We start from the raw sequence: 24,158 nt of genomic DNA, 5'->3' as shown, positions 1-24,158 counted from the left end.
CGGGACCGATAGGTTTTCGGGGAAGCCGCCTGTCATCCAGGTGTTCGGGCGGGTGAGATCAGACCGCTATCGAAAGGGTGATCCGTTGAGCCGCTCGGTTCTCGTCACCGGAGGCAACCGGGGCATCGGCCTCGCCATCGCCCGCGCGTTCGCCGAAGCCGGCAACAAGGTCGCCATCACGTACCGCTCGGGCGAGCCACCGGCGGCCCTCACGGAATTGGGCTGCCTGGCCGTCAAGTGCGACATCACCGACACCGAGCAGGTGGAGCAGGCCTACAAGGAGATCGAGGCCGAGCACGGCCCGGTCGAGGTACTGATCGCCAACGCCGGCATCACCAAGGACCAGCTCCTGATGCGCATGTCCGAGGAGGACTTCACCTCGGTCGTCGACACCAACCTCACCGGCACCTTCCGGGTCGTCAAGCGTGCCAACCGCGGCATGCTGCGCGCCAAGAAGGGCCGCGTCGTACTGATCTCCTCGGTCGTCGGGCTGTACGGCGGCCCCGGCCAGTCGAACTACGCCGCCTCCAAGGCCGCCCTGGTCGGCTTCGCGCGCTCGCTCGCCCGTGAGCTGGGCTCGCGCAACATCACCTTCAACGTCGTCGCGCCCGGCTTCGTCGACACCGACATGACCAAGGTGCTCACCGACGAGCAGCGCGAGGGCATCGTGAAGCAGGTGCCGCTCGGCCGGTACGCGCAGCCCGAGGAGATCGCCGCGACGGTGCGGTTCCTCGCCTCGGACGACGCCTCGTACATCACTGGAGCCGTCATTCCCGTTGACGGCGGACTGGGAATGGGTCACTGAACACCATGAGCGGAATTCTCGAGGGCAAGCGCGTCCTGATCACCGGTGTGCTGATGGAGTCCTCCATCGCCTTCCACACCGCGAAGCAGGCCCAGGAGCAGGGTGCGGAGATCATCCTGACCGCGTTCCCGCGCCCCACGCTGACCGAGCGCATCGCCAAGAAGCTCCCGAAGCCCACCAAGGTCATCGAGCTCGACGTCACCAACGACGAGCACCTCGGTCGCCTCGCGGACATCGTCGGCGAGGAGCTCGGCGGCCTCGACGGTGTCGTCCACTCCATCGGCTTCGCCCCGCAGGACGCGCTCGGCGGCAACTTCCTCAACACGCCGTTCGAGTCGGTCGCCACGGCCATGCACGTCTCGGCGTACTCCCTGAAGTCGCTGACCATGGCCTGCCTGCCGCTGATGCAGAACGGCGGCTCCGTCGTCGGCCTCACCTTCGACGCGCAGTACGCCTGGCCGCAGTACGACTGGATGGGCCCGGCGAAGGCCGCCCTGGAGGCCACCAGCCGCTACATGGCGCGTGACCTGGGCAAGCAGAACATCCGGTGCAACCTCATCTCGGCCGGGCCGATCGGTTCGATGGCCGCCAAGTCCATCCCGGGCTTCTCCGAGCTGGCCGCGGTCTGGGACAACCGGGCCCCCCTGGAGTGGGACCTCAAGGACCCGGAGCCGGCCGGCAAGGGCGTCGTCGCCCTGCTGAGCGACTGGTTCCCGAAGACCACGGGCGAGATCATCCACGTGGACGGCGGTCTGCACGCCGTCGGTGCGTGAGTCCGCCGCGGTGACCTGAGTGACGGGTGTGGGCCCGCGTCTTTCGGACGCGGACCCGCACCCGTCACTCGTTCGGCCTACCCGGCCGGGCGGGCGGGGGCCGCAACTGCGCACTCTGGATTACGCGTTCACCACACGCTCCCCTCCGCAGCCCGGCCGAGGAGGTCCCCTTGTGCGCCTGCCCAGCAGCCTGGCCTCAGTGACCGCAGCCGTCTGTCTCGTGCTCTCGCTGCCGTACGACGCGCTGCCCCACGCGCGCGTGGAGGTACGGCGGGCCGCCGTACCGGAGCCCTTCGGTGCCGCGTGCCGCAGCAGCGTCACCGGCTCCCGGGTGACCGCCTACTGCCACAACCCCTATCCGCGGGCCGACCGCGTGAGCCTGCACATCGAGTGCGACCGCTGGTGGGACGTCGACAGCGACGGCACGCCGGTCGAGGCCGGGCCCGCGCAGACGGTACGGCTGACCGGCCGTTGCTGGAAAGAGGTCCGCTCGGTGTGGGTCGGCCACCGTCAGCCGCCGGAGGGCGCGGTGAACCGCCCCGGGCGGCACAGGAACGGATAGCTCGCGGCCTCCTGGGCGGCCGACGCCATGTCGCCCGTGCGGATCGCGTCGACGAGCCGCGCGTGGTCCATGTGTGTCTCCGGGGTCAGCTCCGCGCCGACGTCCTCGCGCAGCCAGTCCCGCAGCACCTCGCCCAGGTCGGCGTACATCGCGGTCATCACGTCGTTGTGGGAGGCGGACACCACCGCCAGGTGGAAGGTGGCGTCCGCCGTCACGAACGCCTCGGTGTCGCCGGACTCCCAGGCCTCCTCGCGGCGCACCAGGAGCGCGTCGAGCTGCTTGAGGTCCTTCTCGGTGCGCCGCTCGGCGGCCATCCTGGCGGCGGCCGACTCCAGCGTGGAACGCAGTTCGGCGATGTGCCGGGGGTCGGCGTCCGCGAACCGGCGGTGCATCACGCCGGCCAGCTCGCTCGTCGCCACGACGTAGGTGCCGGAGCCCTGGCGGATGTCCAGCAGACCGTTGTGCGCGAGGGCGCGGACGGCCTCGCGGACGGTGTTGCGGGCGACCCCGAGCTGCTCGACCAGCTCGGGCTCGGTCGGGATCCGGGAGCCGACCGGCCACTCGCCCGAGGTGATCTGGTTGCGCAGAGCGGAGATGACCTGCTCGGACAGTGCCGACCGGCGGGGATGGCTCAGGGGCATGGCACACCTTCGCACGGGAGGGGCCGGTGCGGGCGACCCGGGGATGGACAACCAATCATCCCATGATTCTATGATGGGTCTCATGCCAAGCGAGGAAACCAGGACACCGAGGTCCACGATCGTGGGTGCCGAGGCAGTGACCGACCGACGGGGAACCGGAGGGGCCACGGAGACCGTGCAGCCGGAGAAGCCCGCCACGCGCGCGTGGGCGACGCGTCTGGTGGTCGTCGGCATCGTGCTGTCCGCCCTCAACCTCCGCCCCGCCATCACCAGCCTCGGCGCCCTCCTCGAAGAGGTCCGCGACGGCCTCGGCATGAGCGGCAGCGTGGCCGGGATCCTCACCTCCGTGCCCCCGCTCTGCTTCGCCGTCTTCGGCGTCACGGCCCCCAGGCTGGCCCGCCGCTTCGGGCCGGGCGCGGTGGTGTGCGCGGGCATGGTCGCCGTCTCCGCCGGCCTGCTCGTACGGCCGTACGTGGGGGGCACGGCCGGCTTCCTGGCCGCCAGTGCCCTCGCCCTGATGGGCATCGCGGTCGGCAACGTCCTGATGCCGGTCATCGTCAAGCGCTGGTTCCCCGACCGGGTCGGCTCCATGACCGGCCTCTACTCGATGGCCCTCGCCCTCGGCACCGCGTCCGCGGCGGCGGTGACCGTGCCGGCGGCCGAGGCGCTCGGCGGGAGCTGGCGGTCCGGGCTCGCTCTGTGGGGGGTGCTCGCGGCGGTGGCCGTGATCCCGTGGGTCCCGCTCGTACGGGAACGTGGGACCGCGCGGGCGGAACGGACCCCCGCGCGCGGGGAAGCACCGGCCCTGCGGATCACCCGGAGCCGTACGGCCTGGGCGCTCGCCGTCTTCTTCGGCCTCCAGGCCACCGGCGCCTACATCACCATGGGGTGGATGGCGCAGATCTTCCGGGACGCGGGCGTGTCCGCGGGCACGGCCGGACTGCTGCTCGCCGTCACGATGGCGATGGGCGTGCCGCTGGCCTTCGTCATCCCGCGCGTCGCCACCCGGCTGCCCCGCCAGGGCCCGGTCGTGGTCGCCCTCGGCGTCTGCGGCCTGGTCGGATACGCCGGCCTGTACCTCGCGCCGGCCGGCGGCGCCTGGGTCTGGGCCGTCCTGCTCGGCGTCTCCAACTGCTCCTTCCCGCTGGCCCTCACGATGGTCGGGATGCGGGCCAGGACCGGCGGGGGAGTCGCCCAGTTGTCGGCCTTCGCGCAGAGCACCGGCTATCTGATCTCCATCCCCGGCCCGCTCCTGGTCGGTGTGCTCTACCAGCACAGCGGCGGCTGGGGCCTGCCGATCGCCCTCATGACCGCCCTGCTGATCCCGCAGATGGCGGCGGGCGTCCTGGCGGGGCGTGACCGCACGGTGGAGGACGAGGCGGCGCGCCGACATCACCCCGGGTGACCGGCGCGAGGTGCTCTCACCCCGGGGCGACCCGCGCCCGCGCCGGGTGCGAGACTTGGCGTATGCCAGTGCTCGATCCGAATCCCCAGAACGGTCAGAAGAAGATGCTGCTCGTCTTCGGCTCGTTCTTCGCCATCTTCGTGGTCATCGCCATCATCGCGACGATCGCCTCGCCGTGACCGTGCTCGTGCCGCTGCCCGCCCCGCGACCGTGCCCGCCCGACGGTCCGGCGGGCCGATGGTGGGGCTAACCCCCCTGTCCCCTAGGGGGCGAGTGTCAGGGTCAACTGGGTGGATCACCGGATGGGTTGCGGGCCGGGAAGTCCGTAGTTTCGAGAGGTGACCGCGAGAGGCGGGCGCGGACGACTCGAAGACGGCGGAGGCACCCATGTCGGCTCCTACGCACACCCGGCCCCACCCGGCATCCCGGGGTGGCATCGACATCCGGCTGCCCTGGTGGGCTCTCGCGCTGCCGACACTGGCGTTCATCGTGCTCCTGGCACTGCTCCTGAACCCGACGGACGCGCACGCGGCCTCCGGCGACCCCGTCGTCCCCCATCTCGTGGAGCGCGTACAGCAGCTGATAGGTCGCTGAGCACGGCTGGAGCCGCCGGTCAACTACCCGCGCCCGATGGCCTGTTTCATGCGAAGCTGGATCCCATGAGCGTCGCAGAACCCCGCAGGATTGTCCTCTTCCGGCATGCGAAAGCCGACTGGCCAGAGGTGACCGACCACGAACGGCCGCTCGCCGAGCGGGGCCGGACGGACGCCGCAGTCGCCGGACGCAAGCTGGCCGACACCGGCATCCCCTTCGACCTGGCCCTCTGCTCCACCGCGGCCCGGACCCGAGAGACCTGGAAACTCGCGGTCCACGAACTCCCGCACCGGCCGAAAACGGTGTACGAGGAGCGGATCTACGAGGCCTCGCCCGGTGAGCTGATCGCTTTGCTCAACGAGACCCCGGACGACGCGCGGAACGTGCTGCTCGTCGGCCACAACCCGGGTATCCAGGGTCTCGCCGAGGTCCTGGCCGGCTCGGCCGAGAGCGAGGCCCGCGAGCGGATGAGCAGCCGTGGCTTCCCGGCCGCCGCCTTCGCCGTGCTGACCTTCGAAGGCTCCTGGAAGTCCCTGGAGCCGGGCGTGGCCCTGCCGACCGACTCCTGGGCGCCGTCCGACTGACCCGTCGACTCCGTGCGGCACGGGGGCCGGCACCGCGAGGGTGCCGGCCCCCGTGCCGTCCTTGGCGTCACCCTCGGTGCCGCCCGCCACGAGAGGCGATATGCGGCAGCGGGCTCAGCCCTCGTCGTCGTGCGTGTCGGCGGCCTCGACCTCTTCGCGGGTGACGCCCAGCAGATACAGGACCGTGTCGAGGAACGGCACGTTCACCGCGGTGTGCGCGGCCTTGCGCACCACCGGCTTGGCGTTGAAGGCCACCCCGAGACCGGCCGCGTTGAGCATGTCCAGATCGTTGGCACCGTCGCCGATCGCCACGGTCTGCGCCAGCGGTACGCCCGCCTCCGCGGCGAACCGGCGCAGCAGCCGGGCTTTGCCCGCCCGGTCCACGATCTCGCCGGTGACCCGCCCGGTCAGCTTCCCGTCGACGATCTCCAACGTGTTGGCCTGGGCGAAGTCCAGCCCGAGCCGCTCCTTCAGATCGTCCGTGACCTGGGTGAAACCGCCCGAGACGACACCGACCTGGTAACCGAGGCGCTTGAGCGTACGGATCAGCGTGCGGGCGCCCGGCGTCAGCCGCACCTCGCTGCGCACCTTCTCCACCACCGAGGCGTCCAGCCCCTCCAGGAGCGCCACGCGCGCGTGCAGCGACTGCTCGAAGTCCAACTCCCCGCGCATCGCGGCCGCCGTCACCTCGGCGACCTTGTCCTCGCAGCCGGCGTGCGCCGCGAACAGCTCGATCACCTCGTCCTGGATGAGCGTCGAGTCCACGTCCATGACGACCAGCCGCTGGGCACGGCGGTGCAGCCCGGCCGCGACGACCGCGACATCCACGCCGAGCACCGCGGCCTCCGTCACCAGGGCGGTGCGCAGCGGCTCGGTCTCCACACCGGACACCGCGAACTCCACGGCCGTCACCGGGTACTTGGCGAGCCGGAAGATACGGTCGATGTTGCCGCCGACCTCGGTGATCTTCGCGGCGACCGCCGCCGTCGCCTCCGCGGTGAGCGGATGCCCGAGCACGGTGACCAGCGAACGCCCCAGCCCACGGGGGCGGTTGTCGCCGAGGCCGGAGATGATCTCGGCCTGCATCTTGATCGACTCCGCCCAGCTGTGGACGGTCGACCGCAGTTCGCCCTCCAGCCCGATGGGCGGCGCGGTCACGAGCGCGCACAGCACCATGCGGCCACGGGTGACGACCTGCTCGATGTCGACCACGTCGACGGAGAAGGCGGCGAGGGTGTCGAAGAGGCCGGCCGTGATGCCGGGCCTGTCCTTGCCGAAGATCTTGACGAGAAGGGTGGGAACGTCGGAGGTCGAGGTCTGCGAAGCGCTCATGGTGGTCCCACCGTATCCGGCACGCAGTGCCTTCCGCGCCCGAGGTCCGCCTGACGGACAGGGAACACCGGGTGGCGCACCGGTGCCGACGGGCTGCCGGGGCGGCCCCGTCTTCGCTGTCCACGGCGTTGCCCCCGGCCTCCGTCACGGACGGCTCACCGACCCCTCCTCGGCCTCCCGGGCGGCGGGGGCGCCGGGGGCGGAGGCGGGGGAGGCGGCGGGGGCGACCCCTGCCCGGAGGCGGCCGGCGGTTTCCGCGGGGAGCGCGGCGACCGCGGGGGCGGTTCGAAGGGCCGGGCCATCGTGGGCGCGCCGTACACGTCGTCGCCGGGCGACCGCGGACCCTCGGGCCCCGGCGGCTCGTCGGCCGGCCGTGCGTCCTCCGGTTCCCGTAACGCGTCCGGCACCCGCAGATACGGGTTGGTCGCCGGGTTCGGCGGCCGGTACGGCGACCTGGGATCGTACGGTCCGGACTCGTCGCCGTGCGGCACCCCGGGGGTACGGGCGGGGGGCACGCCCCCCTCACCCGCGTACGGCCCTGTCGGCACCGGAGGCCCTGGGGCGGGCGGCCAGGTCGGCCCACCCGCGCGCTCACCCGCGTACGGGGCACCCACGGGCCCGCCCCCGCCCTCGTCCCCGGCCTTCCACCGCTCACTGCCCGCCAGCGCCAGTGGGGCCGCCCGCCGCCCCGCCGCCCCGGTCGCCCGGGCGAGCAGCGCACCGGTGGCCCCCGCGCCCGCGCCCCACACGGCGCCCAGGAGCAGCGCCATGCCGAGGTCGCCGCGCAGGTCGACACCCGCGCCGAATCCGTCGAAGCCGAGCACCGACAGCGAGGCGTTCACGGACACCTCCGTCAGCCAGGCGAGCAACGGCATCGTCAGCGCCGTGGCGAGCCCCAGCCGCAGCGCACACCGCCCCGCGAAACCGAGGGCACCCGGATCCCGTACCCCCGCGGAACCCGCGCCTCCCGTCGAGCCGCCGGCCGAGTCACCAGTCGCGCCGGCGCCACTTCCGGCCCTCGCGCCCGTACCGCCCCCAGCCCGCTCCGCCGTCGCGCCGGCGCCATTCCGCGCCCACTCCGCCACCGGCGTCCGGACCGCCGTCAGCACGCCCGCCAGCAGCATCATCACCGTGGCCGCGATCCCCAGCAGCCACACCCGCCCGTCGAGTTCGGCCAGTCGCCCGAGCGTCACGGACTGGTCGGAGCCGGAGTTCAGCAGTTCGTCCAGCGGAGCCGGCAGGAAGTTCGTCAGGATGCCCGTCGCCCTGCCGTCGAACGGGACGAACAGGCCGATCGGGATGCCCAGCCACACCCCGTTCGGCGCCCCCACCAGTGCCGCCCCCGCGATCCGCTTCGGATGGTCGTCGCCGATCGCCGCGTACGCCGCCGCCGCGAACCCGGCCGCGACGGCCACCAGCAACACCGTGACCAGCGCGGACGCGGCCGGGCGCACGACGCGGTGCACGGCCTGCCAGCCGCGCGGCAGCGGTGTGCGGCGCGAGGCCAGCAGGGCGATCAGCAGGATCCCGGCCGACCAGCCGAGCCCGCCGAACAGGGTGGGCACGGTGTCGACGCCGAAGCCGACGGCGGCCTTCGCGTCGATGAGGTCACCGATCTGGTCGGGCAGCAGTCCGCCGATGTCACCGATGTCACCCACGCCGGGGATCTCGATGCCGCCGGCCCCGCCCCCGCCGGGCAGGTCGTCGAGCCCCAGCGCGCTCCCGTCGATCGTGATGACGTCGTGACCCGCCCAGGCCAGCCCGCCCAGCATCGCCACGAACAGCGCGACGACCGCTCCGGCGCGGACGAGGAGTTCGGAGAGGCCGATCACCGCTCCGGCGCCGCGCAGGGACCGCAGGAAGAACCACGACAGGAGCAGCGCGCCGACCAGGCTCACGCCCAGTGGCGTGATCTCGATGGCGGTGGCCGCCTCCGCGCCCGTCAGACCGAATGCGGACACATCGCCGGACGGGGTGACGGAACCACCCGCCCCGAGGGTCACCACCGCCGCGGTCATCGGACCGAGCGAGCCCGCCGTGTCGGCTTCGAGCAGATGCAGACCGAGCGCCGCGGTGCCCGCCATCCCGATCAACGCCCAGCTGACGGAGGCGATCGCGGACAGCAGGATGTCTCCCCAGGGCAGCCTCGCGCCGCGCTTCGTGGTCTCGACGCTCATGGACGCACTCATGGCAGACCCCCCGATCCGCTGCGCGGCCCGCTTGCCGCGCATGTCCCCCTCGCGTGGATTACCACTCTCCGGTCCGGTTTCAACCCCGTCAACGGAAACGGCCGAAGCGGGCGTACGCCTTCTTCACAAGGCCCGACTTTCGGTCAGGGGGTCGAGCCTGAAATAGTTCCCGACGATGTTCGACATCCCTAGACTCCCTGTGTTGGGGGTAATTCGGGGGACTACTCAGTGGGGCATGGAGTGCCGGAACTCGTACTGGAATTGAACGGACAAACCTGGACGCTCGACGCGTCCCGGTCATACACCCTCGGACGTGATCCGCAGGGGGACGTCGTACTCGACGACGCCAGGGTGTCGTGGCGGCATGCCACGATCAGCTGGAGCGGCCGCAGTTGGGTCATCGAGGACCATGGCAGCACCAACGGCACGTTCGTGCAGGGGCAGCGGATCCACCAGTTGGAGATCGGTCCCGGCTCGGCCGTGCACCTGGGCAACGCGACGGACGGGCCGAAGGTCAGCCTCTCCGGCACCGCGGCCGCCGTGGCCACGCCACAGGCACAGCCCCAGCAGCAGCCGTACGCGGCTCAGGGCGCGAATCCCGGCTGGGCGCAGCAGGCGCCTCCGCAGCAGCAGGCACCGCAGGCCGGCTGGCAGCAGCCACCGCAGCAGCCCGCCGCTCCGCAGTTCCCGCAGCAGGGCCCCGGTGGTGGCGCGGGGGCGCCGCCGGTCTACGGCGACCGCAGCCCGACCACGTTCCACCAGTTCTCGCTCGGGCGTGTGATGCGCATCGGCCGTGCCCTGGAGAACGAGCTGGTCGTCTCCGACCTCCAGGTCTCCCGGAACCACGCGGAGTTCCACGCGACGCCGGACGGCCGCTTCGAGATCCGCGACCTGGGCTCGCACAACGGCACCTACGTCAACGGTCAGCCGATCGCCAAGGGCGGCTCCCAGCTGCTCGGCCCGAACGACATCGTCGGCGTCGGCCACTCCACGTTCCGCCTGGTCGGCGACCGTCTTGAGGAGTTCGTCGACACCGGCGAGGTGTCGTTCTCGGCCCGTCATCTGACCGTCACGGTCGACGGCGGCAAGCAGATCCTCAAGGACGTCTCCTTCGGCGTCCCGGAGAAGTCGCTGATCGCGGTCATCGGCCCGTCCGGCTCGGGCAAGTCGACGCTCCTGAAGGCGCTCACGGGCTACCGGCCCGCGAACCAGGGTGACGTCCTCTACGACAACCGCAACCTGTACAAGCAGTTCGCCGAGCTGCGTCAGCGCATCGGTCTGGTCCCGCAGGACGACATCCTGCACAAGGAGCTGACCGTCAAGAAGGCCCTCAAGTACGCGGCCAAGCTGCGCTTCCCGGCCGACACCACGACCGCCGAGCGCAACGCCCGCATCGACGAGGTGCTGCGTGAACTCAAGCTGGACATCCACAAGGAGAAGAAGGTCACCTCCCTCTCCGGTGGCCAGCGCAAGCGCGTCTCGGTGGCCCTGGAGCTGCTCACCAAGCCGTCGCTGATCTTCCTGGACGAGCCGACCTCCGGCCTCGACCCGGGCATGGACCGCGATGTCATGCAGCTGCTGCGCGGCCTCGCCGACGACGGCCGGACGGTCCTCGTCGTCACCCACTCCGTGGCCGAGCTGGCGATCTGCGACAAGCTCCTCGTGATGGCGCCCGGCGGTTCCGTCGCCTACTTCGGCCCGCCGGAGGAGGCGCTGAACTTCTTCGGCTACGACACCTGGGCCGACGTCTTCTCCGCCTTCGAGAGCTACCGCGACTACGACTGGGCGGGCCGCTGGAAGGGGTCGCAGCACTACCAGATGTACGCCGCGGACATCGACGCCGTCGCGCCGCAGTCCGTACAGATGCCGCCGATGCAGGCGATGAGGCCGCCGAAGCCGCAGGGCTGGATGTCCCAGTTCGTCACGCTGGTGCGCCGCTACACCTCGGTGATCGCCTCCGACAAGGGCTTCCTGGCCCTGACGGTGATCCTGCCGGCCGTCCTGGGCGCGGTGAGCCTGCTCATCGACTCGGGCAACAGCCTGCTGCCCAACCCGGCCAACCCGCAGACCGGCCGGATCATCCCGAACGGCACGGCCACCACGGTCCTGCTCATCCTCGCGGTCGGCGCCTGCTTCGCCGGCGCCGCGAACTCGGTCCGTGAACTGATCAAGGAACGGGTCATCTACGAGCGGGAACGCGCCACCGGCCTGTCCCGCTCCGCGTACCTGATGTCCAAGGTGTTCGTGCTCGGCCTGATCACCGCGTTCCAGGGCCTGCTGGTCGGTGTCATCGGGTTCGCCAGCCGGGAGATCCCCAAGCAGGGCCTGATCCTCGGCAGCGCCACCATGATCGAGCTGTCCATCCCGATCATGGCGCTCGGTTTCACCTCGATGATGTTCGGCCTGATCATCTCCTCGCTGGTGAAGACGGCCGAGAAGACCATGCCGCTGCTGGTCATGTTCGCGATCATCCAGGTCGTGTTCACCGGCTGCCTGTTCACCCTGAACGGCGCGGTCGGCGTCAACGAGTTCTCGTACCTGATGCCGTCCCGCTGGGCGGTCGCCGCCGCGGGCGCCACGCTGGACTTCAACAAGATCAGCCCGCCCAAGGACGGCGGCGGGACCGACCCGCTGTGGGAGCACACCGTCGGCGCCTGGAGCATGGACATGGCCGCCCTGCTGGTCCTCGGGGTGCTCTGCGGCTTCTTCGTGGCGCGCTTCCTGCGCCGCCACGAGCCCGAGGTGATGCGCAAGTGATCACTGCCGTACGGCGGTGAGGACGACGGTGAAGGGCGGCACCCCCGGTGGGGATGCCGCCCTTCGGCGTAGAAGAGGTCCGCGCGGCCTCAGTACGCGCTGTTGACGTTGTCGATCGAGCCGTACTTGTCGGCCGCGTAGTTGGCGGCGGCGGTGATGTTGGCGACCGGGTCGGTGATGCGCGTCGACGTGCCCGAGACGTGGTACGCGTCGAAGGTCGGCGGGATCACCTGGAGCAGGCCCTGGGACGGGATGCCGTTGATGGCGTTGATGTCCCAGTTGTTGATCGCGTTCGGGTTGCCCGAGGACTCCCGCATGATGTTGCGGTACAGACCGTTGTACGAACCCGGTATGCCCTTGGACTTCATGATGTCCAGGGACTCCTTGATCCAGCCGTCGAGGTTGTCGGCGTAGCTCTTCGCGGCGACGGCCTTGATCTGCGGGCGCTGGGCGGACCGGCTCGCGGCCTCCTTCGCCTTGCGCGCCGCCGCGGCCTTCTTCGTGGCTGCCGCCGTGGCGGCCTTCTTCTTCGCGGCGGCCTGCGCCTTGGCCGCCGCGGCGGCCTTCGCCTTCGCCTCGGTGGCCCTGCTCTGCAGGCTGTCACCGGTGAGCTGCTCGGTGACGCCCGAGCGCAGGCCCGTGAGCTGCTCGGAGTGGTAGGCCACCGGGGCCGAGACGCCGGCCGCCTCGGACGTGGTCGTCTGCCCACCCGGCACCGCGGTGAACGCCACGGCGGCGGCACCGAGCGTGGCGACGCCGGCGATCGCGATCTTGTGCGTCCGGGTCAGGGTGCGACTTCGGTTCTTGGCGTTCTCGGGCATGCGGTGGACCTCTTCGAATAGCGCGGAGGTCGCTCGGCGTCCGGTGGGGGACAGTGCTGATTCCGGCACGAACGCCGCGGGCGGGACCCGCGGCGCTGAGCGACGGCTGCCATTCTTAGCGGCCGCAAAAACCCCAGGCAAAGGTGTGACCTACGACCCCGGGTAGTGGACCAGGGGAGGCCAAAACGGGACAGACTGGAACGTCTGCCCCGTTCACGCGGGAAGCCTTTGTCTCCTATTTCGCCTAGTACGTGATCTGCGCCCTATGTGCGGGCTCACATCGGGGGCGCAGCAGTCTCACCAAGAGTTGCTGGCGCAATGCTCTGTGTGAGGCACCTCCTCCGGGAGGAGGAGGTGCACGTCCCCGAACTCGTGCCACAGGTAGAGCCCGCGCAGCGCCTCCTCGTACCCGCGGTCGACCGCCGCCCGCCCCGCGACCGCCTCCAGCATCAGCAGATGCGAGGCCTCGGGCTCGTGCAGCCCGGTCAGCAGCCCCTCCACCACCCGCACCCCGCGCTCCGGGGTCACCACGAGACCGGTCCACCCCTCGCGCGCGCGGACGACCCCGTCCGGCCCCGCCGCCGCCGACTCCACGGCCCGCACGGCGGTCGTCCCCACCGCCAGCACCCTGCCGTCCCCCGCCTTCGCCGCGTTGATCAGCCGCGCCGAGGCCTCCGGCACCGCGAACCGCTCCGGATACGGCGGCTCGTGCGCCTCCGCCGACGCCACCCCCGTGTGCAGCGTGACCGGCGCGAACTGCACCCCCCGGCTCACCAGCTCCGCCACCAGCCGCGCGGTGAACGGCCGCGCCGCACTCGGCATCTCCGCACTGCCCGACCCGTCGGGCGACGGCAGCGCGAACACCGTCTGGTACACGGACAACGGCTGGTCCCGCTCCGTATAGGAGTACCGAATGGGCCGCCCGTGCCCGCGCAGCACCCCGAGGACGTCGGCCGTCGACACCCGCGCCCACCACAACCGCTCACCACGGGTGCTCACCGGCTCCTCCAGCACCAGCCACCCGCCCCCGGGCAGCCGCACCCGCGTCCCTGCGGATCCACCCGTCCGCACGCGCGTGGTGCCCTTCCCGTCGGGCTCCCGCAGCTCGACCGCCCACCGCCCGTCGTCCCCGAGGGCGGAGAAGTGCACCACCACGCGCGCGTGCCCGATCCGCCCGTCCACCGCGGCGGCCAGCGTCGGCGAGGTGTTCACGACCAGCAGATCCCCGGCCCGCAGCAGCCGGGGCAGCTCCCCGAAGGCGTGGTGTGCCACCTCGGTGCCCCGCGACATCAGCAGCCGTACGGCGTCCCGGTCGAGCCCGGGCCCACGCTGCTCGGCCGGCACCCGCGCCGACAGCTCCGCCGGGACCCCCGTCGCCAATGTCATCGCCCCTCCAACAGAGCGGGCGCCCCATATCGCCCGCTCGCCGGCCGCTCGTCCAGCAGCCGCAGGAACGCCGGCACCACACCGGCCGGCTCCGGACGTGGCTCCCCGTCCTCCGGTACGGCCGCCGCGTACAGGTCCGTCGCCATGTCCCCGGGGTCGACCGCCCAGACCCGCAGCCCGGGCTCCTCCGCGCCCAGCACCGCCGTGAGCTGGTCCAGGGCCGCCTTGGAGGCCCCGTAACCGCCCCAGGTCTCGTAGGCCTCGGCCGCCGCGTCCGAACTGACCGCGATCACCGTGCCCGCCCCGGACGCCCGCAACAGCGGCAGCGCCTCCTGGACGAGCCCCAGCGCGGCCACCACGTTCACCTCCAGGGCTCGCCGCAGTCCCTCCAGGGGCAGCTCGTCCAGCCGTACCAGCGGCTCGGCGCCCAACGCGCTCGCGTTGCTCACCACCAGGTCGACGCCCCCGAGCTGCCAGGCCGCCGCCACCAGCCCGCTCCGGTGCCCGGCGTCCGTGACGTCGCCGGCGAGGCCCCTCACCCGCGTCCCGTGCCCGGAGACCGCCCGTGCCGCCTCCGTGAGCGCCTCGGCGCCTCTGGCGCCGAGCACCAGATCCCAGCCCCGGGCGGCCAGGGCGTCCGCCAACGCCCGCCCCAGCCCTTTCGAGGCCCCCGTGATGATCGCTACCGGCATGACACCCGTCCCCTCGTCCTCGACGCCCGTTGATCGGCGTGCCCCCAACGTAGGAACCGGGCCGCCGCCCCCGCCTCGGACGCGAGCCGCAGAGCGGCGAGGCCCTTCGCCCTAGGTCTCCCGGCCCAGGAGGAGCCGCCGCAGGTCGGATACGGACTGTCACACCCCGCCGGTACCGTGAGGGCATGAGTCAAGGCCCCCGGTCCGGCCTCGCCGCGGTGAGCGCCGCGCTGCTGGCCATGAGCAGGCACCTGGAGGTGCGCGACGTCCTCAAGACGATCGTCGCCTCGGCCCGTGAGCTGCTCGACGCGCAGTACGCCGCCCTGGGTGTCCCCGACGACCACGGCGGCTTCGCCCAGTTCGTGGTGGACGGCGTCAGCGAGGAGCAGTGGAAGGCCATCGGCCCCCTCCCGCGCCAGCACGGCATCCTCGCCGCGATGTTGCACGAGGCCAGGCCCGAGCGCCTCGCCGACGTCCGCAAGGACCCCCGCTTCGAGGGCTGGCCGTCCGCCCACCCTGACATGTCCGACTTCCTGGGCCTGCCGATCCGCGACGGCGACGAGGTCATCGGCGCGCTCTTCCTCGCCAACAAGCTGAGCCCGGTGGGAGGAGACCCCTCACCCACCCGGCACCCCGAGCGGGAAGGTGGCTGCGGCTTCACCGAGGACGACGAGGAACTCCTGTCGATCCTCGCCCAGCACGCCGCGATCGCCCTCACCAACGCCCGCCTGTACGAACGCAGCCGCGAGCTCACGATCGCCGAGGAACGCTCCCGGCTCGCCCACGAACTGCACGACGCGGTCAGCCAGAAGCTGTTCTCCCTGCGCCTGACCGCCCAGGCCGCCGCCACCCTGGTCGACCGGGACCCCGCCCGCGCCAAGGGCGAGCTGCAACAGGTGGCCGCGCTCGCCGCGGAGGCCGCCGACGAACTGCGCGCGGCCGTCGTCGAGCTGCGCCCCGCGGCCCTGGACGAGGACGGCCTGGTGGCCACCCTCCGCACCCACATCCAGGTCCTCGACCGGGCCCACGGCGCGCGCGTGACCTTCGCGAGTCTCGGCGTCCGTGCCCTGCCCGCCGCCCAGGAAGAGGCCGTCCTGCGCGTCGCCCAGGAGGCCCTGCACAACGCCCTGCGGCACTCGGGCGCCGACCACGTCGAGGTGACCCTGGACCGGCGTGGCTGCGGAGCCGTCCTGCGGGTGACGGACGGAGGCAGCGGCTTCGACCCCCGGGGGATCCGCCGCGCGGGCCGCCACCTCGGCCTGGTCTCGATGCGGGACCGGGCCGACGGGGTCGGCGGTGTACTGAGCGTGGAATCGGCGCCCGGCAAGGGCACCACCATCGAGATGGAGGTCCCCGGTGGCTGACGCGATCAAGGTACTGCTCGTCGACGACCACCAGGTGGTCCGCCGAGGTCTGCGTACCTTCCTCGAAGTGCAGGACGACATCGAGGTCGTGGGCGAGGCGGCCGACGGCGCCGAAGGCGTCGCCCGCGCCGAGGAACTGAAACCCGACGTCGTCCTCATGGACGTCAAGATGCCGGGCATGGACGGCGTCGACGCGCTGCGCAAGCTCCGCGAACTGAGCAACCCCGCGCGCGTCCTCGTCGTCACCAGCTTCACCGAACAGCGCACGGTCGTCCCGGCCCTGCGCGCCGGCGCCGCGGGGTACGTGTACAAGGACATCGACCCCGACGCCCTCGCCGGCGCCATCCGCTCCGTGCACGCCGGCCACATCCTGCTCCAACCCGAGGTCGCGGGCGCGCTGTTGTCCCAGGAGGTCAACAACTCCGGCCAGGGCAGAGGAGGTTCGCTCACCGAACGGGAGCGTGAGGTGCTCGGGCTGATAGCGGACGGCCGCTCCAACCGCGAGATCGCCCGCGCCCTGGTGCTCTCGGAGAAGACCGTCAAGACGCATGTCTCGAACATCCTGATGAAACTCGACCTGGCGGACCGCACCCAGGCCGCCCTGTGGGCCGTACGGCACGGGGCGGCCGGATAGGGCCCGGCCCGGGCACCAGGCCCCGGAACACGCCAGGCGCACGCTCCCGGCGGCAATACGGAGCGTTCCGTTCCGGGCTGAGATTCATACCGTCGTGGGAATGTCCCCCGGATGGCGCATCCTTTGCGGATCTCCGCCGTTCTCCAGTGCGTGCTGCGGCGACTGCCGCGGCCATCGCTAGGAGGGCTCAGAAGTGAAGAACCTGAAGAAGGTAGCGGCCGTGACGATGGTGGCCGGCGGGCTGGTCGCCGCCGGTGCCGGTATGGCCTCCGCCACCGACGGTGCGGTCGCCGACGGCAACGCCGTGGGCTCGCCGGGCGTCGTCTCGGGCAACCTCGTCCAGGCCCCGGTGCACATCCCGGTGAACGCGGTCGGCAACAGCGTGAACGTCATCGGTGTGCTGAACCCCGCCTTCGGCAACCTGGGCATCAACCGCTGACGCCAGTCGCCGAAAAAGGTCATGACTTCGGCCTCCCGGGGGTTCCCCCGGGAGGCCGGTCAGCTTTTCGCCCGAATGGCCCGAACGGGCACTAGGGCTCCCAACCCCGTGCCGTTCCGGATCCCTACGGCGTTGATCAGCGCACGACCCGCGGCCGGGTCGGACACGCAAACGCAGGAGGAACGCTTCTCATGAACATCGCCAAGAAGGCCGCCGTGGCCCTCACCGTCGCCGGTATCGCCGCCGGTGCCTCCGCCGGTGCCGCTGTCGCCGACTCGGGTGCCGACGGTGCGGCCGTGAAGTCGCCGGGCGTCGGCTCCGGCAACCTCGTCCAGGTTCCGGTCCACGTCCCCGTCAACGTCGTCGGTGACAGCGTGAACGTCATCGGTCTGCTGAACCCGGCGTTCGGCAACTCGGGCGCCAACGACTGACATCCCACGGCATACGAGAAGCCCCGCGAATCGACGAGGATCCGCGGGGCTTCCCGCATGCCCGAGCAGGGGCCGGAACATCGGGCGGCCCGTCGCCGTCGGCGCTCAGCGAACGCCCCGCTCCCGCTCCTCCACATACGCGTTGTACGCGGCCACCTGCGCCCGCCGGGCCGTCCGCTCCACCGGCCGCAACGCGACGCCCCGCGCCGCCATCTCGGACGCGCTCACCGCACCCCCCGGCCCGTTCTCGTACGCCAGATCGACCAGCAAGCCCACCCGCTGCGCCAACTCCAGCACCCGCACCGCCCGCGGCGGATACCCCGGCGCCAACACCTCGCGCCCCCGCTCGGCCCGCGCCCGATACGCACCGACCGCCGCCTCCGCGACCGGCCCCGAGCCGGCCACGTCCAGCCGCGTCAGCACCTCGGTCGCGTCCCGCAGCGCCTCCGCCAGCTCCCGCTCGGCCTCCCCGAGCGAGGGCACATCGGCCGGCGGCGCCTCCCGCACCTCAAGGCAGTGCCACACGACCTCGACATGCACATCGCCCTCGGGGCCGGCCTCGTACACCTCCGGCACCAGCCCGAGCGCGGCCCCGTGACAGACCACCGCCTCCTCGGCATCCAACGCCCGCGCGTTGAAGTCCGGCGGCCCGCTCAGCCCCAGCGGATGCCCGGGCGCCGGCAGCGCGACCCGCAGCCCCGTCGCCCCGAGCGACCGCAGCCGCCCCAGCGCGAGCGTGAGACCGACGGGCGCCGACTCACCCGGCAGCCCTTCCACCCGGTGCACCGCGTCCTCGCCGACGATGGCGAGGACGGCGTCGTCCGGTGAGACAAGTCCGGCCAACAGGGCATTTCCCCAGGCCGCGAGGCGTCCAGATCGTGGTTCCGTGAGCATGCCTCCACCCTAAGGACCGGACCGATGGAATGGAGCGGGCGACCGGTGGCGTAGATTTCTTCGAGGGCTGCGCCCACCGGCGCGGCGGACCGCGCCACAGGCGAACGCGACAGCCGAGACCGGCCACACTGCAAGGGGAGACAACGCGCTCATGAGCGATGTTCTGGAGCTTCAGGACGTATCCGTGGTCCGCGAGGGCCGGGCTCTGGTGGACCAGGTCTCCTGGTCGGTCAAGGAAGGCGAGCGCTGGGTCATCCTCGGCCCGAACGGCGCCGGCAAGACCACCCTCCTGAACGTCGCGTCCAGCTACCTCTACCCCAGCAAGGGCACCGCCACCATCCTCGGCGAGACCCTCGGCAGCCCCGGCACCGACGTCTTCGAGCTCCGCCCGCGCGTCGGTATGGCCGGCCTCGCCATGGCCGACAAGCTCCCCAAGCGCCAGACCGTCCTGCAGACCGTGCTGACCGCCGCGTACGGCATGACCGCCGGCTGGCAGGAGGAATACGAGGAGATCGACGAGCAGCGCGCCCGTGCCTTCCTCGACCGCCTCGGCATGACCGACTACCTGGAGCGAAAGTTCGGCACGCTCTCCGAGGGCGAGCGCAAGCGCACCCTGATCGCCCGCGCCCTCATGACCGACCCCGAGTTGCTGCTCCTCGACGAGCCCGCCGCCGGTCTCGACCTCGGCGGCCGCGAGGACCTCGTACGGCGTCTCGGCCGCCTCGCCCGCGACCCGATCGCCCCCTCGATGCTGATGGTCACCCACCACGTCGAGGAGATCGCCCCCGGCTTCACCCACGTCCTCATGATCCGCCAGGGCAAGGTCCTCGCCGCCGGACCGCTGGAGCTCGAACTCACCTCCCGCAACCTCTCCCTGTGCTTCGGACTCCCGCTCGTCGTCGAACAGGTCGGCGAGCGCTGGACCGCGCAGGGCCTCCCGATGGCCTGATCCGGCCCAACTCCCCGGACGACAAGGCAGTTCCGAGCCCCCGGCGCCCTGTCGGAGGCAGGTCTCCCGGACATACCATGACCATGTGAACGACATCGACGCATGGGTGTGGTGGCTCGTCGGCGCGGCAGCGCTCGGAATCCCGCTCGTGGTGACCGCGATGCCGGAGTTCGGCATGTTCGCGGTGGGCGCCGTCGCCGCGGCGATCGTGGCCGGAGTCGGCGGAGGCATCACCTTCCAGGTACTCGCCTTCGTCGCCGTCTCGGTCTCCCTCATCGCCGTCGTCCGGCCCATCGCGGCCCGGCACGGCGCACAACGACCCCAGTTCGCCACCGGCATCGACGCCTTGAAGGGCAGACAGGCCGTCGTCCTGGAGCGCGTCGACGGCGCCGGCGGCCGGATCAAACTCGCCGGGGAGATCTGGTCGGCCCGCGCCCTCACCACCGACCGCGCCTACGAAGTGGGTGAGGAAGTGGACGTCGTGGAGATCGAGGGAGCAACGGCGATCGTCATGTGACCCCTCGCTACGCAGGCATGACGTAACTGAACCGAACGTCCCACGAGTTGAGCGACGGTCTGACAGACTCGTGCAGCAAGATCTTCGACAACCATAAGATCTTCCGAAAGCGCCGAGGCGGAGAAGGGTACGGGTTGCACGATGGAACCGGTCATCATCGTCTTGATCATTCTGGTGGTGTTGGTCTTCATCGCCCTGATCAAGACGATCCAGGTCATCCCGCAGGCGAGCGCCGCGATCGTGGAGCGCTTCGGGCGCTACACACGCACGCTCAACGCGGGCCTCAACATCGTGGTCCCGTTCATCGACACCATCCGCAACCGCATCGACCTGCGTGAACAGGTCGTGCCGTTCCCGCCCCAGCCGGTGATCACCCAGGACAACCTGGTGGTCAACATCGACACCGTCATCTACTACCAGGTGACAGACGCGCGGGCGGCGACGTACGAGGTCGCCAGCTACATCCAGGCCATCGAGCAGCTCACCGTCACCACGCTCCGCAACATCATCGGCGGCATGGACCTGGAGCGCACCCTGACCTCCCGCGAGGAGATCAACGCGGCCCTGCGCGGCGTCCTGGACGAGGCCACCGGCAAGTGGGGCATCCGCGTCAACCGCGTGGAACTGAAGGCCATCGAACCGCCGACCTCCATCCAGGACTCGATGGAGAAGCAGATGCGCGCCGACCGTGACAAGCGCGCCGCGATCCTCACCGCCGAAGGCACGCGCCAGGCCGCCATCCTCACCGCGGAGGGCGAGAAGCAGTCCCAGATCCTGCGCGCCGAGGGCGAGGCCAAGGCAGCGGCCCTGCGCGCCGAGGGCGAGGCTCAGGCCGTCCGTACGGTCTTCGAGGCGATCCACGCCGGCGACCCGGACCAGAAGCTCCTCTCCTACCAGTACCTCCAGATGCTCCCGAAGATCGCCGAAGGCGACGCGAACAAGCTCTGGATCGTCCCCAGCGAAATCGGCGACGCCCTCAAGGGCCTGTCCGGGGCCATGGGCAACTTCGGCAACCTGGGCGGCGGTTCGGGCGGCGGGGGCAACGGCGGCTCCGGTTCGGAGCGCCGAGAGAAGCCGTCGATCGACTGACGACGAGATCCGCGTACGACACTGGGGCCCACCTCCGCGGAGGCGGGCCCCAGTTGTCCGTAGCGACTAAGCCGCCTCCCGCGCCAGCCACTTCGGCAGCGCCCCGAACTCCTCACTGCCCAGCGACAGCAGCATCGCGTCCGCCGGAGTCGGCTCGAACGGCTGCCGCAGCAGCGGCATGCCGGCCTCCTCCGGAGTCCGGTTCGCCTTGCGGTGGTTGTCCGTCGAGCACGACGCCACCGTGTTCAGCCAGGAGTCCTGGCCACCCCGCGACCGCGGCACCACATGGTCCACGGTCGTCGCCCGCCTGCCGCAGTACGCGCACCGGTGCTGGTCCCGGACCAGGACACCCCGCCTCGACCACGGCGCTTGTCTTCGGAACGGCACCCGGACATACCTGCACAGCCTGATCACCCGAGGCACCGGTATGTCGACCGCGGCTCCCCGCATGCGCAGTTCGGGGTGCGACTGCTCGACAACGGCCTTGTCCTGAAGCACCAGAACGACGGCTCGGTTCAACGTCACCGTCGACAGCGGCTCGAAGCTCGCGTTCAGTACCAGCGTGTCCCGCATGTCAGCCCACCTCCCGTGCGCACCGGCCCACCCCCTGGCGGGCTTGGATCAACTCTGGCCGGGCACACCGAGATGGACAACGCAATAAAAAAGTGCCCGCCCCTGATCACTTCCAAGACCAGGGACGGGCAAACTTTCCGGGAACGTCAGTCTTCGGCGGGCACCTCGTACTCACCGACCAGCTGGGCCCGGGCAAGGGTGTGAAAACGCAGGTTGAAGCCCACAACGGCCGGACTGGCGTCCGAGTCCGGACCGAGCTTGTCCTGGTCCACCGCGTACACCGTGAAGACGTACCGGTGCGATCCGTCCCCGGGCGGCGGCGCGGCACCACCGAAGTCCTTCGACCCGTAGTCGTTGCGCGCCTGTACGGCACCCTCCGGCAGTCCTTCGAACTTGCCGCTGCCCGCGCCCGCCGGCAGCTCGGTCACCGAGGCCGGGATGTCGAACAGGACCCAGTGCCAGAACCCGCTGCCGGTCGGGGCATCGGGGTCGTAGCAGGTCACGGCGAAGCTCTTGGTCTCGGCCGGGAAGCCCTCCCACCGCAGCTGCGGCGAGGTGTTGCCGGCCGCCTGGACCTGAGCGTCCTTGAGCGTCGCGCCCGCCGCGACGTCCTCGCTCGTCACCGTGAACGACGGGACGGGGGGATGGAAGTCATGGGGGAGCGGCCGCCGCTTGAGCTCGGTCACCTCGGTACCTCCTGATCGTTTCTGGAGTCAGTGCTTCCGAGCCTAGAACCAGTTGCGCTTGCTGCCGACCTCGGACAGCCACTGGTTGAGGTACGCCGCCCAGTCAGTGCCCTGGTAGTCGTGCAGGCCCACCTGGAACGAGCGGAACGTGTCGCTGCTCTCGCTGAACAGACCCGGCTTCTTGTCCATCTCCAGGATGACGTCCATCGCGTTCTGGTCCGCGACGAAGCTCAGCTCGACCTGGTTCAGCCCCCGGTACTGCTGCGGCGGCAGGAACTCGATCTCCTGGTAGAACGGCAGCTTCTGGCGCGTGCCCCTGATGTGGCCGCGCTCCATGTCCGCGTTCTTGAACCGGAAGCCCAGCTGGATGAAGGCGTCCAGGATCGCCTTCTGCGCCGGCAGCGGGTGCACGTTGACCGGGTCGAGGTCACCGGAGTCCACCGCACGCGCGATCTCCAGCTCGGTGCTCACCCCGATGTGCATCGCGGGCAGCGCACGGCCGTCGATCGTCGTGATCGGCGTCTCCCACGGGACCTCCAGCCCGAACGGCACCACGTGCACGGCGCCCGCCTTCAGCTCGAAGGCACCTCCCAGCCGCTGCTTGGTGAACTCGATGTCCTGCTTGTACTCCTGGTCGCCGCTCTCGACCTCGACCTTGGCCTGCAGCCCGACCGACAGCGCCTCGATCTGCTGGTCGACGGACCCGCCCTGGATCCGCACCTCGCCCTGGACGACACCACCCGGAACGACGTTGACCTCGGTCAGCACCGTCTCCACCGAAGCCCCGCCGGCACCCAGGCTCGCGAGCAGCTTCTTGAACGCCATGTCTCTCCCTCTCCAGGCGGCCCCTCGGGCACGACCTGTTCCATCGGTTCCGTCGTCCTGCTTCTTGCGCATCCGGCGCTGTCTCGCGCGCGGGTCCTTGATCCATACAAACGCGATCCGGCCACGGCCGGTTCCGGGCTCTCACCCTGGCAAGACGAACGCCCCCTGACCACCCCGTCGCGCCCACCCGTCTGCACTACCCTCGGACGGCATGATCGCGAGCCCCGACCGTACGCCCCTGCCCAGGGAGTTCTTCGACCGACCCGTACTGGAAGTCGCCCCCGATCTCCTGGGCCGCCTCCTCGTACGCGCCACCCCGGACGGTCCGATCACCCTGCGCCTCACGGAGGTCGAGGCCTACGACGGTCCGAACGACCCCGGATCCCATGCCTTTCGCGGCCGCACGGCCCGCAACGGCGTGATGTTCGGTCCGCCCGGACACGTGTACGTCTACTTCACCTACGGCATGTGGTTCTGCATGAACCTGGTGTGCGGCCCGGAGGGCGAGTCGAGCGCCGTCCTCCTCCGCGCCGGCGAGATCACCGAAGGCGCCGAACTGGCGCGCAAACGTCGACTCTCGGCCCGAAATGACAAGGAACTGGCCAAAGGACCGGCTCGGCTGGCCACGGCCCTCGACGTGGACCGGGAACTGGACGGCACGGACGCGTGCACCGCCGACGACACACCCCTGCGGGTCCTTGCGGGCACCCCCGTGGCACCGGACCTGGTACGCAACGGTCCGCGCACCGGAGTGGCCGGTGACGGAGGCGTCCACCCCTGGCGCTTCTGGATCGCCAACGACCCGACCGTCAGCCCCTATCGGGCCCATGTGCCCAGGCGCCGCCGAAGTTGACTCGCCTTGGGGAGGCGCGTAACGTGGCCCGAGCCGCTTGACCCGGGTACGGCGTTCGCCTGCAGCCGGAAGCGGCCAAACCACTACCTACGACTCCCCTTTCGCGGGGGCCAATTCGGTGTGCTCGCATGCCTGAATTCGGAACTCGCACCACTCGATTATGAGCTGGCGAGGGAATCGGCTAACGTAGTGAATGTCGAAAGGCCGACAGGCGAAAGCCAAAGCCTCAAGGCAAATCCCGCCGACAGGGAATCGGGCCCGAAAGGACCTGGTAGAGTCGGAAACGCAAGACCGAAGGGAAGCGCCCGGAGGAAAGCCTGAGAGAGTCTCTCGGGTGAGTACAAAGGAAGCGTCCGTTCCTTG

Annotated in this window: 26 protein-coding genes; 16 read left to right on the top strand and 10 right to left on the bottom strand. The window is 70.9% G+C overall.

What is annotated here, in order from left to right; all coding sequences use genetic code 11:
• Nucleotides 1-85: 85 nt before the first annotated feature.
• The 3 genes from fabG (at nt 86) to ACZ5VD_RS22955 (ending at nt 2,140) form a co-directional block, all read left to right on the top strand.
• Complete coding sequence (gene fabG, locus ACZ5VD_RS22965) at nt 86-805, top strand: 3-oxoacyl-[acyl-carrier-protein] reductase (RefSeq protein ID WP_468683104.1); 720 nt, start codon at nt 86-88, stop codon at nt 803-805.
• 5 nt (nt 806-810) lie between these two features.
• Nucleotides 811-1,578, top strand: a complete 768-nt coding sequence (fabI, locus tag ACZ5VD_RS22960) for an enoyl-ACP reductase FabI (RefSeq protein WP_468553961.1) — start codon at nt 811-813, stop codon at nt 1,576-1,578.
• Nucleotides 1,579-1,750: 172 nt separating this feature from the next.
• On the top strand, nt 1,751-2,140 hold the full coding sequence (locus ACZ5VD_RS22955) for a hypothetical protein (protein WP_468683103.1): 390 nt from the start codon (nt 1,751-1,753) through the stop codon (nt 2,138-2,140).
• Here the strand turns inward: ACZ5VD_RS22955 and ACZ5VD_RS22950 are convergent.
• Nucleotides 2,089-2,781, bottom strand: coding sequence for a FadR/GntR family transcriptional regulator (locus ACZ5VD_RS22950; protein ID WP_468683102.1), 693 nt, complete (start codon nt 2,779-2,781; stop codon nt 2,089-2,091). The genes ACZ5VD_RS22955 and ACZ5VD_RS22950 overlap by 52 nt on opposite strands.
• A gap of 70 nt (nt 2,782-2,851) precedes the next feature.
• Between ACZ5VD_RS22950 and ACZ5VD_RS22945 the strand changes: the two genes are divergently transcribed.
• From ACZ5VD_RS22945 to ACZ5VD_RS22930, 4 genes are all read left to right on the top strand, one after another.
• A complete protein-coding gene (locus ACZ5VD_RS22945) occupies nt 2,852-4,186 on the top strand; it encodes a CynX/NimT family MFS transporter (RefSeq protein ID WP_468683101.1) in 1,335 nt (444 codons plus the stop codon).
• A gap of 62 nt (nt 4,187-4,248) precedes the next feature.
• Nucleotides 4,249-4,365, top strand: coding sequence for an SGM_5486 family transporter-associated protein (locus tag ACZ5VD_RS22940; protein ID WP_086724758.1), 117 nt, complete (start codon nt 4,249-4,251; stop codon nt 4,363-4,365).
• Nucleotides 4,366-4,573: 208 nt separating this feature from the next.
• The gene (locus ACZ5VD_RS22935) at nt 4,574-4,780 is read left to right on the top strand and encodes a hypothetical protein (protein ID WP_468553957.1); all 207 of its coding nucleotides are present in this window, start codon (nt 4,574-4,576) and stop codon (nt 4,778-4,780) included.
• A 65-nt stretch (nt 4,781-4,845) separates the two neighbouring features.
• Complete coding sequence (locus ACZ5VD_RS22930; protein WP_468553956.1) at nt 4,846-5,364, top strand: SixA phosphatase family protein; 519 nt, start codon at nt 4,846-4,848, stop codon at nt 5,362-5,364.
• 114 nt (nt 5,365-5,478) lie between these two features.
• Here the strand turns inward: ACZ5VD_RS22930 and serB are convergent, their stop codons facing one another.
• Both serB and ACZ5VD_RS22920 read right to left on the bottom strand, forming a co-directional pair.
• Nucleotides 5,479-6,696: a phosphoserine phosphatase SerB gene (gene serB, locus ACZ5VD_RS22925; protein WP_468553955.1), complete on the bottom strand. Its 1,218-nt coding sequence runs from the start codon at nt 6,694-6,696 to the stop codon at nt 5,479-5,481.
• A gap of 155 nt (nt 6,697-6,851) precedes the next feature.
• Nucleotides 6,852-8,873, bottom strand: coding sequence for a streptophobe family protein (locus tag ACZ5VD_RS22920; protein WP_468683100.1), 2,022 nt, complete (start codon nt 8,871-8,873; stop codon nt 6,852-6,854).
• A gap of 252 nt (nt 8,874-9,125) precedes the next feature.
• Between ACZ5VD_RS22920 and ACZ5VD_RS22915 the strand changes: the two genes are divergently transcribed.
• Nucleotides 9,126-11,642 carry an ABC transporter ATP-binding protein/permease gene (locus ACZ5VD_RS22915; RefSeq protein WP_468553953.1) on the top strand — a complete coding sequence of 839 codons (2,517 nt, stop codon included), beginning with the start codon at nt 9,126-9,128 and terminating at the stop codon, nt 11,640-11,642.
• An 89-nt stretch (nt 11,643-11,731) separates the two neighbouring features.
• Here the strand turns inward: ACZ5VD_RS22915 and ACZ5VD_RS22910 are convergent, their stop codons facing one another.
• The 3 genes from ACZ5VD_RS22910 to ACZ5VD_RS22900 form a co-directional block, all read right to left on the bottom strand.
• Complete coding sequence (locus ACZ5VD_RS22910; RefSeq protein ID WP_468553952.1) at nt 11,732-12,463, bottom strand: transglycosylase SLT domain-containing protein; 732 nt, start codon at nt 12,461-12,463, stop codon at nt 11,732-11,734.
• 297 nt (nt 12,464-12,760) lie between these two features.
• Nucleotides 12,761-13,849: an S-adenosylmethionine:tRNA ribosyltransferase-isomerase gene (locus ACZ5VD_RS22905; RefSeq protein WP_468683099.1), complete on the bottom strand. Its 1,089-nt coding sequence runs from the start codon at nt 13,847-13,849 to the stop codon at nt 12,761-12,763.
• Nucleotides 13,846-14,541, bottom strand: coding sequence for an SDR family NAD(P)-dependent oxidoreductase (locus ACZ5VD_RS22900; RefSeq protein WP_468553950.1), 696 nt, complete (start codon nt 14,539-14,541; stop codon nt 13,846-13,848). The genes ACZ5VD_RS22905 and ACZ5VD_RS22900 overlap by 4 nt, the downstream gene beginning before the upstream one ends.
• A gap of 185 nt (nt 14,542-14,726) precedes the next feature.
• On the opposite strand from ACZ5VD_RS22900, the gene ACZ5VD_RS22895 reads away from it, so the two are divergent.
• The 4 genes from ACZ5VD_RS22895 to ACZ5VD_RS22880 all read left to right on the top strand — a co-directional run bounded on the left by ACZ5VD_RS22895 (nt 14,727) and on the right by ACZ5VD_RS22880 (nt 17,409).
• Nucleotides 14,727-15,905, top strand: a complete 1,179-nt coding sequence (locus tag ACZ5VD_RS22895; RefSeq protein WP_468553949.1) for a GAF domain-containing sensor histidine kinase — start codon at nt 14,727-14,729, stop codon at nt 15,903-15,905.
• The gene (locus tag ACZ5VD_RS22890; RefSeq protein WP_468553948.1) at nt 15,898-16,539 is read left to right on the top strand and encodes a response regulator; all 642 of its coding nucleotides are present in this window, start codon (nt 15,898-15,900) and stop codon (nt 16,537-16,539) included. The genes ACZ5VD_RS22895 and ACZ5VD_RS22890 overlap by 8 nt, the downstream gene beginning before the upstream one ends.
• Nucleotides 16,540-16,732: 193 nt before the next feature.
• A complete protein-coding gene (chpE, locus tag ACZ5VD_RS22885; protein ID WP_468553947.1) occupies nt 16,733-16,978 on the top strand; it encodes a chaplin ChpE in 246 nt (81 codons plus the stop codon).
• A 191-nt stretch (nt 16,979-17,169) separates the two neighbouring features.
• The gene (locus tag ACZ5VD_RS22880) at nt 17,170-17,409 is read left to right on the top strand and encodes a chaplin (RefSeq protein ID WP_468553946.1); all 240 of its coding nucleotides are present in this window, start codon (nt 17,170-17,172) and stop codon (nt 17,407-17,409) included.
• A gap of 105 nt (nt 17,410-17,514) precedes the next feature.
• Here the strand turns inward: ACZ5VD_RS22880 and ACZ5VD_RS22875 are convergent, their stop codons facing one another.
• Entirely contained in the window at nt 17,515-18,303 is a 789-nt protein-coding gene (locus ACZ5VD_RS22875; RefSeq protein WP_468683098.1) for a hypothetical protein, read from the bottom strand.
• A 151-nt stretch (nt 18,304-18,454) separates the two neighbouring features.
• Here ACZ5VD_RS22875 and ACZ5VD_RS22870 point away from each other — a divergent pair, with 151 nt between their 5' ends.
• The 3 genes from ACZ5VD_RS22870 to ACZ5VD_RS22860 all read left to right on the top strand — a co-directional run bounded on the left by ACZ5VD_RS22870 (nt 18,455) and on the right by ACZ5VD_RS22860 (nt 20,858).
• Nucleotides 18,455-19,252, top strand: coding sequence for an ABC transporter ATP-binding protein (locus tag ACZ5VD_RS22870; RefSeq protein ID WP_468553944.1), 798 nt, complete (start codon nt 18,455-18,457; stop codon nt 19,250-19,252).
• A gap of 85 nt (nt 19,253-19,337) precedes the next feature.
• On the top strand, nt 19,338-19,769 hold the full coding sequence (locus ACZ5VD_RS22865) for an NfeD family protein (protein ID WP_468553943.1): 432 nt from the start codon (nt 19,338-19,340) through the stop codon (nt 19,767-19,769).
• 141 nt (nt 19,770-19,910) lie between these two features.
• Complete coding sequence (locus tag ACZ5VD_RS22860; protein ID WP_468553942.1) at nt 19,911-20,858, top strand: SPFH domain-containing protein; 948 nt, start codon at nt 19,911-19,913, stop codon at nt 20,856-20,858.
• A 66-nt stretch (nt 20,859-20,924) separates the two neighbouring features.
• Here ACZ5VD_RS22860 and ACZ5VD_RS22855 read toward each other — a convergent pair whose 3' ends face one another.
• The 3 genes from ACZ5VD_RS22855 to ACZ5VD_RS22845 all read right to left on the bottom strand — a co-directional run bounded on the left by ACZ5VD_RS22855 (nt 20,925) and on the right by ACZ5VD_RS22845 (nt 22,942).
• Nucleotides 20,925-21,431, bottom strand: coding sequence for an HNH endonuclease (locus tag ACZ5VD_RS22855; protein WP_468553941.1), 507 nt, complete (start codon nt 21,429-21,431; stop codon nt 20,925-20,927).
• Between the two features lie 146 nt (nt 21,432-21,577).
• Nucleotides 21,578-22,117, bottom strand: coding sequence for a YbhB/YbcL family Raf kinase inhibitor-like protein (locus ACZ5VD_RS22850; RefSeq protein WP_468553940.1), 540 nt, complete (start codon nt 22,115-22,117; stop codon nt 21,578-21,580).
• A gap of 42 nt (nt 22,118-22,159) precedes the next feature.
• Nucleotides 22,160-22,942, bottom strand: coding sequence for a sporulation protein (locus ACZ5VD_RS22845; protein WP_468553939.1), 783 nt, complete (start codon nt 22,940-22,942; stop codon nt 22,160-22,162).
• Between the two features lie 211 nt (nt 22,943-23,153).
• Between ACZ5VD_RS22845 and ACZ5VD_RS22840 the strand changes: the two genes are divergently transcribed.
• Nucleotides 23,154-23,795, top strand: coding sequence for a DNA-3-methyladenine glycosylase (locus ACZ5VD_RS22840; RefSeq protein ID WP_468553938.1), 642 nt, complete (start codon nt 23,154-23,156; stop codon nt 23,793-23,795).
• The last annotated feature ends 363 nt before the right edge of the window (nt 23,796-24,158 follow it).

It is taken from the genome of Streptomyces sp. NPDC032822, from assembly GCF_055578825.1.
This window is presented reverse-complemented; position numbering and strand designations above follow the sequence as displayed.

Excerpts from the sequence above, each read along its gene's own strand:
- fabI (WP_468553961.1), top strand. The coding sequence starts at position 811 with ATGAGCGGAATTCTCGAGGGCAAGCGCGTCCTGATCACCGGTGTGCTG.
- ACZ5VD_RS22950 (WP_468683102.1), bottom strand. The coding sequence starts at position 2,781 with ATGCCCCTGAGCCATCCCCGCCGGTCGGCACTGTCCGAGCAGGTCATC.
- ACZ5VD_RS22945 (WP_468683101.1), top strand. The coding sequence starts at position 2,852 with ATGATGGGTCTCATGCCAAGCGAGGAAACCAGGACACCGAGGTCCACG.
- ACZ5VD_RS22940 (WP_086724758.1), top strand. The coding sequence starts at position 4,249 with ATGCCAGTGCTCGATCCGAATCCCCAGAACGGTCAGAAGAAGATGCTG.
- ACZ5VD_RS22935 (WP_468553957.1), top strand. The coding sequence starts at position 4,574 with ATGTCGGCTCCTACGCACACCCGGCCCCACCCGGCATCCCGGGGTGGC.
- ACZ5VD_RS22930 (WP_468553956.1), top strand. The coding sequence starts at position 4,846 with ATGAGCGTCGCAGAACCCCGCAGGATTGTCCTCTTCCGGCATGCGAAA.
- serB (WP_468553955.1), bottom strand. The coding sequence starts at position 6,696 with ATGAGCGCTTCGCAGACCTCGACCTCCGACGTTCCCACCCTTCTCGTC.
- ACZ5VD_RS22920 (WP_468683100.1), bottom strand. The coding sequence starts at position 8,873 with ATGAGCGTCGAGACCACGAAGCGCGGCGCGAGGCTGCCCTGGGGAGAC.
- ACZ5VD_RS22910 (WP_468553952.1), bottom strand. The coding sequence starts at position 12,463 with ATGCCCGAGAACGCCAAGAACCGAAGTCGCACCCTGACCCGGACGCAC.
- ACZ5VD_RS22905 (WP_468683099.1), bottom strand. The coding sequence starts at position 13,849 with ATGACATTGGCGACGGGGGTCCCGGCGGAGCTGTCGGCGCGGGTGCCG.
- ACZ5VD_RS22900 (WP_468553950.1), bottom strand. The coding sequence starts at position 14,541 with ATGCCGGTAGCGATCATCACGGGGGCCTCGAAAGGGCTGGGGCGGGCG.
- ACZ5VD_RS22895 (WP_468553949.1), top strand. The coding sequence starts at position 14,727 with ATGAGTCAAGGCCCCCGGTCCGGCCTCGCCGCGGTGAGCGCCGCGCTG.
- ACZ5VD_RS22880 (WP_468553946.1), top strand. The coding sequence starts at position 17,170 with ATGAACATCGCCAAGAAGGCCGCCGTGGCCCTCACCGTCGCCGGTATC.
- ACZ5VD_RS22875 (WP_468683098.1), bottom strand. The coding sequence starts at position 18,303 with ATGCTCACGGAACCACGATCTGGACGCCTCGCGGCCTGGGGAAATGCC.
- ACZ5VD_RS22870 (WP_468553944.1), top strand. The coding sequence starts at position 18,455 with ATGAGCGATGTTCTGGAGCTTCAGGACGTATCCGTGGTCCGCGAGGGC.
- ACZ5VD_RS22860 (WP_468553942.1), top strand. The coding sequence starts at position 19,911 with ATGGAACCGGTCATCATCGTCTTGATCATTCTGGTGGTGTTGGTCTTC.
- ACZ5VD_RS22855 (WP_468553941.1), bottom strand. The coding sequence starts at position 21,431 with ATGCGGGACACGCTGGTACTGAACGCGAGCTTCGAGCCGCTGTCGACG.
- ACZ5VD_RS22845 (WP_468553939.1), bottom strand. The coding sequence starts at position 22,942 with ATGGCGTTCAAGAAGCTGCTCGCGAGCCTGGGTGCCGGCGGGGCTTCG.
- ACZ5VD_RS22840 (WP_468553938.1), top strand. The coding sequence starts at position 23,154 with ATGATCGCGAGCCCCGACCGTACGCCCCTGCCCAGGGAGTTCTTCGAC.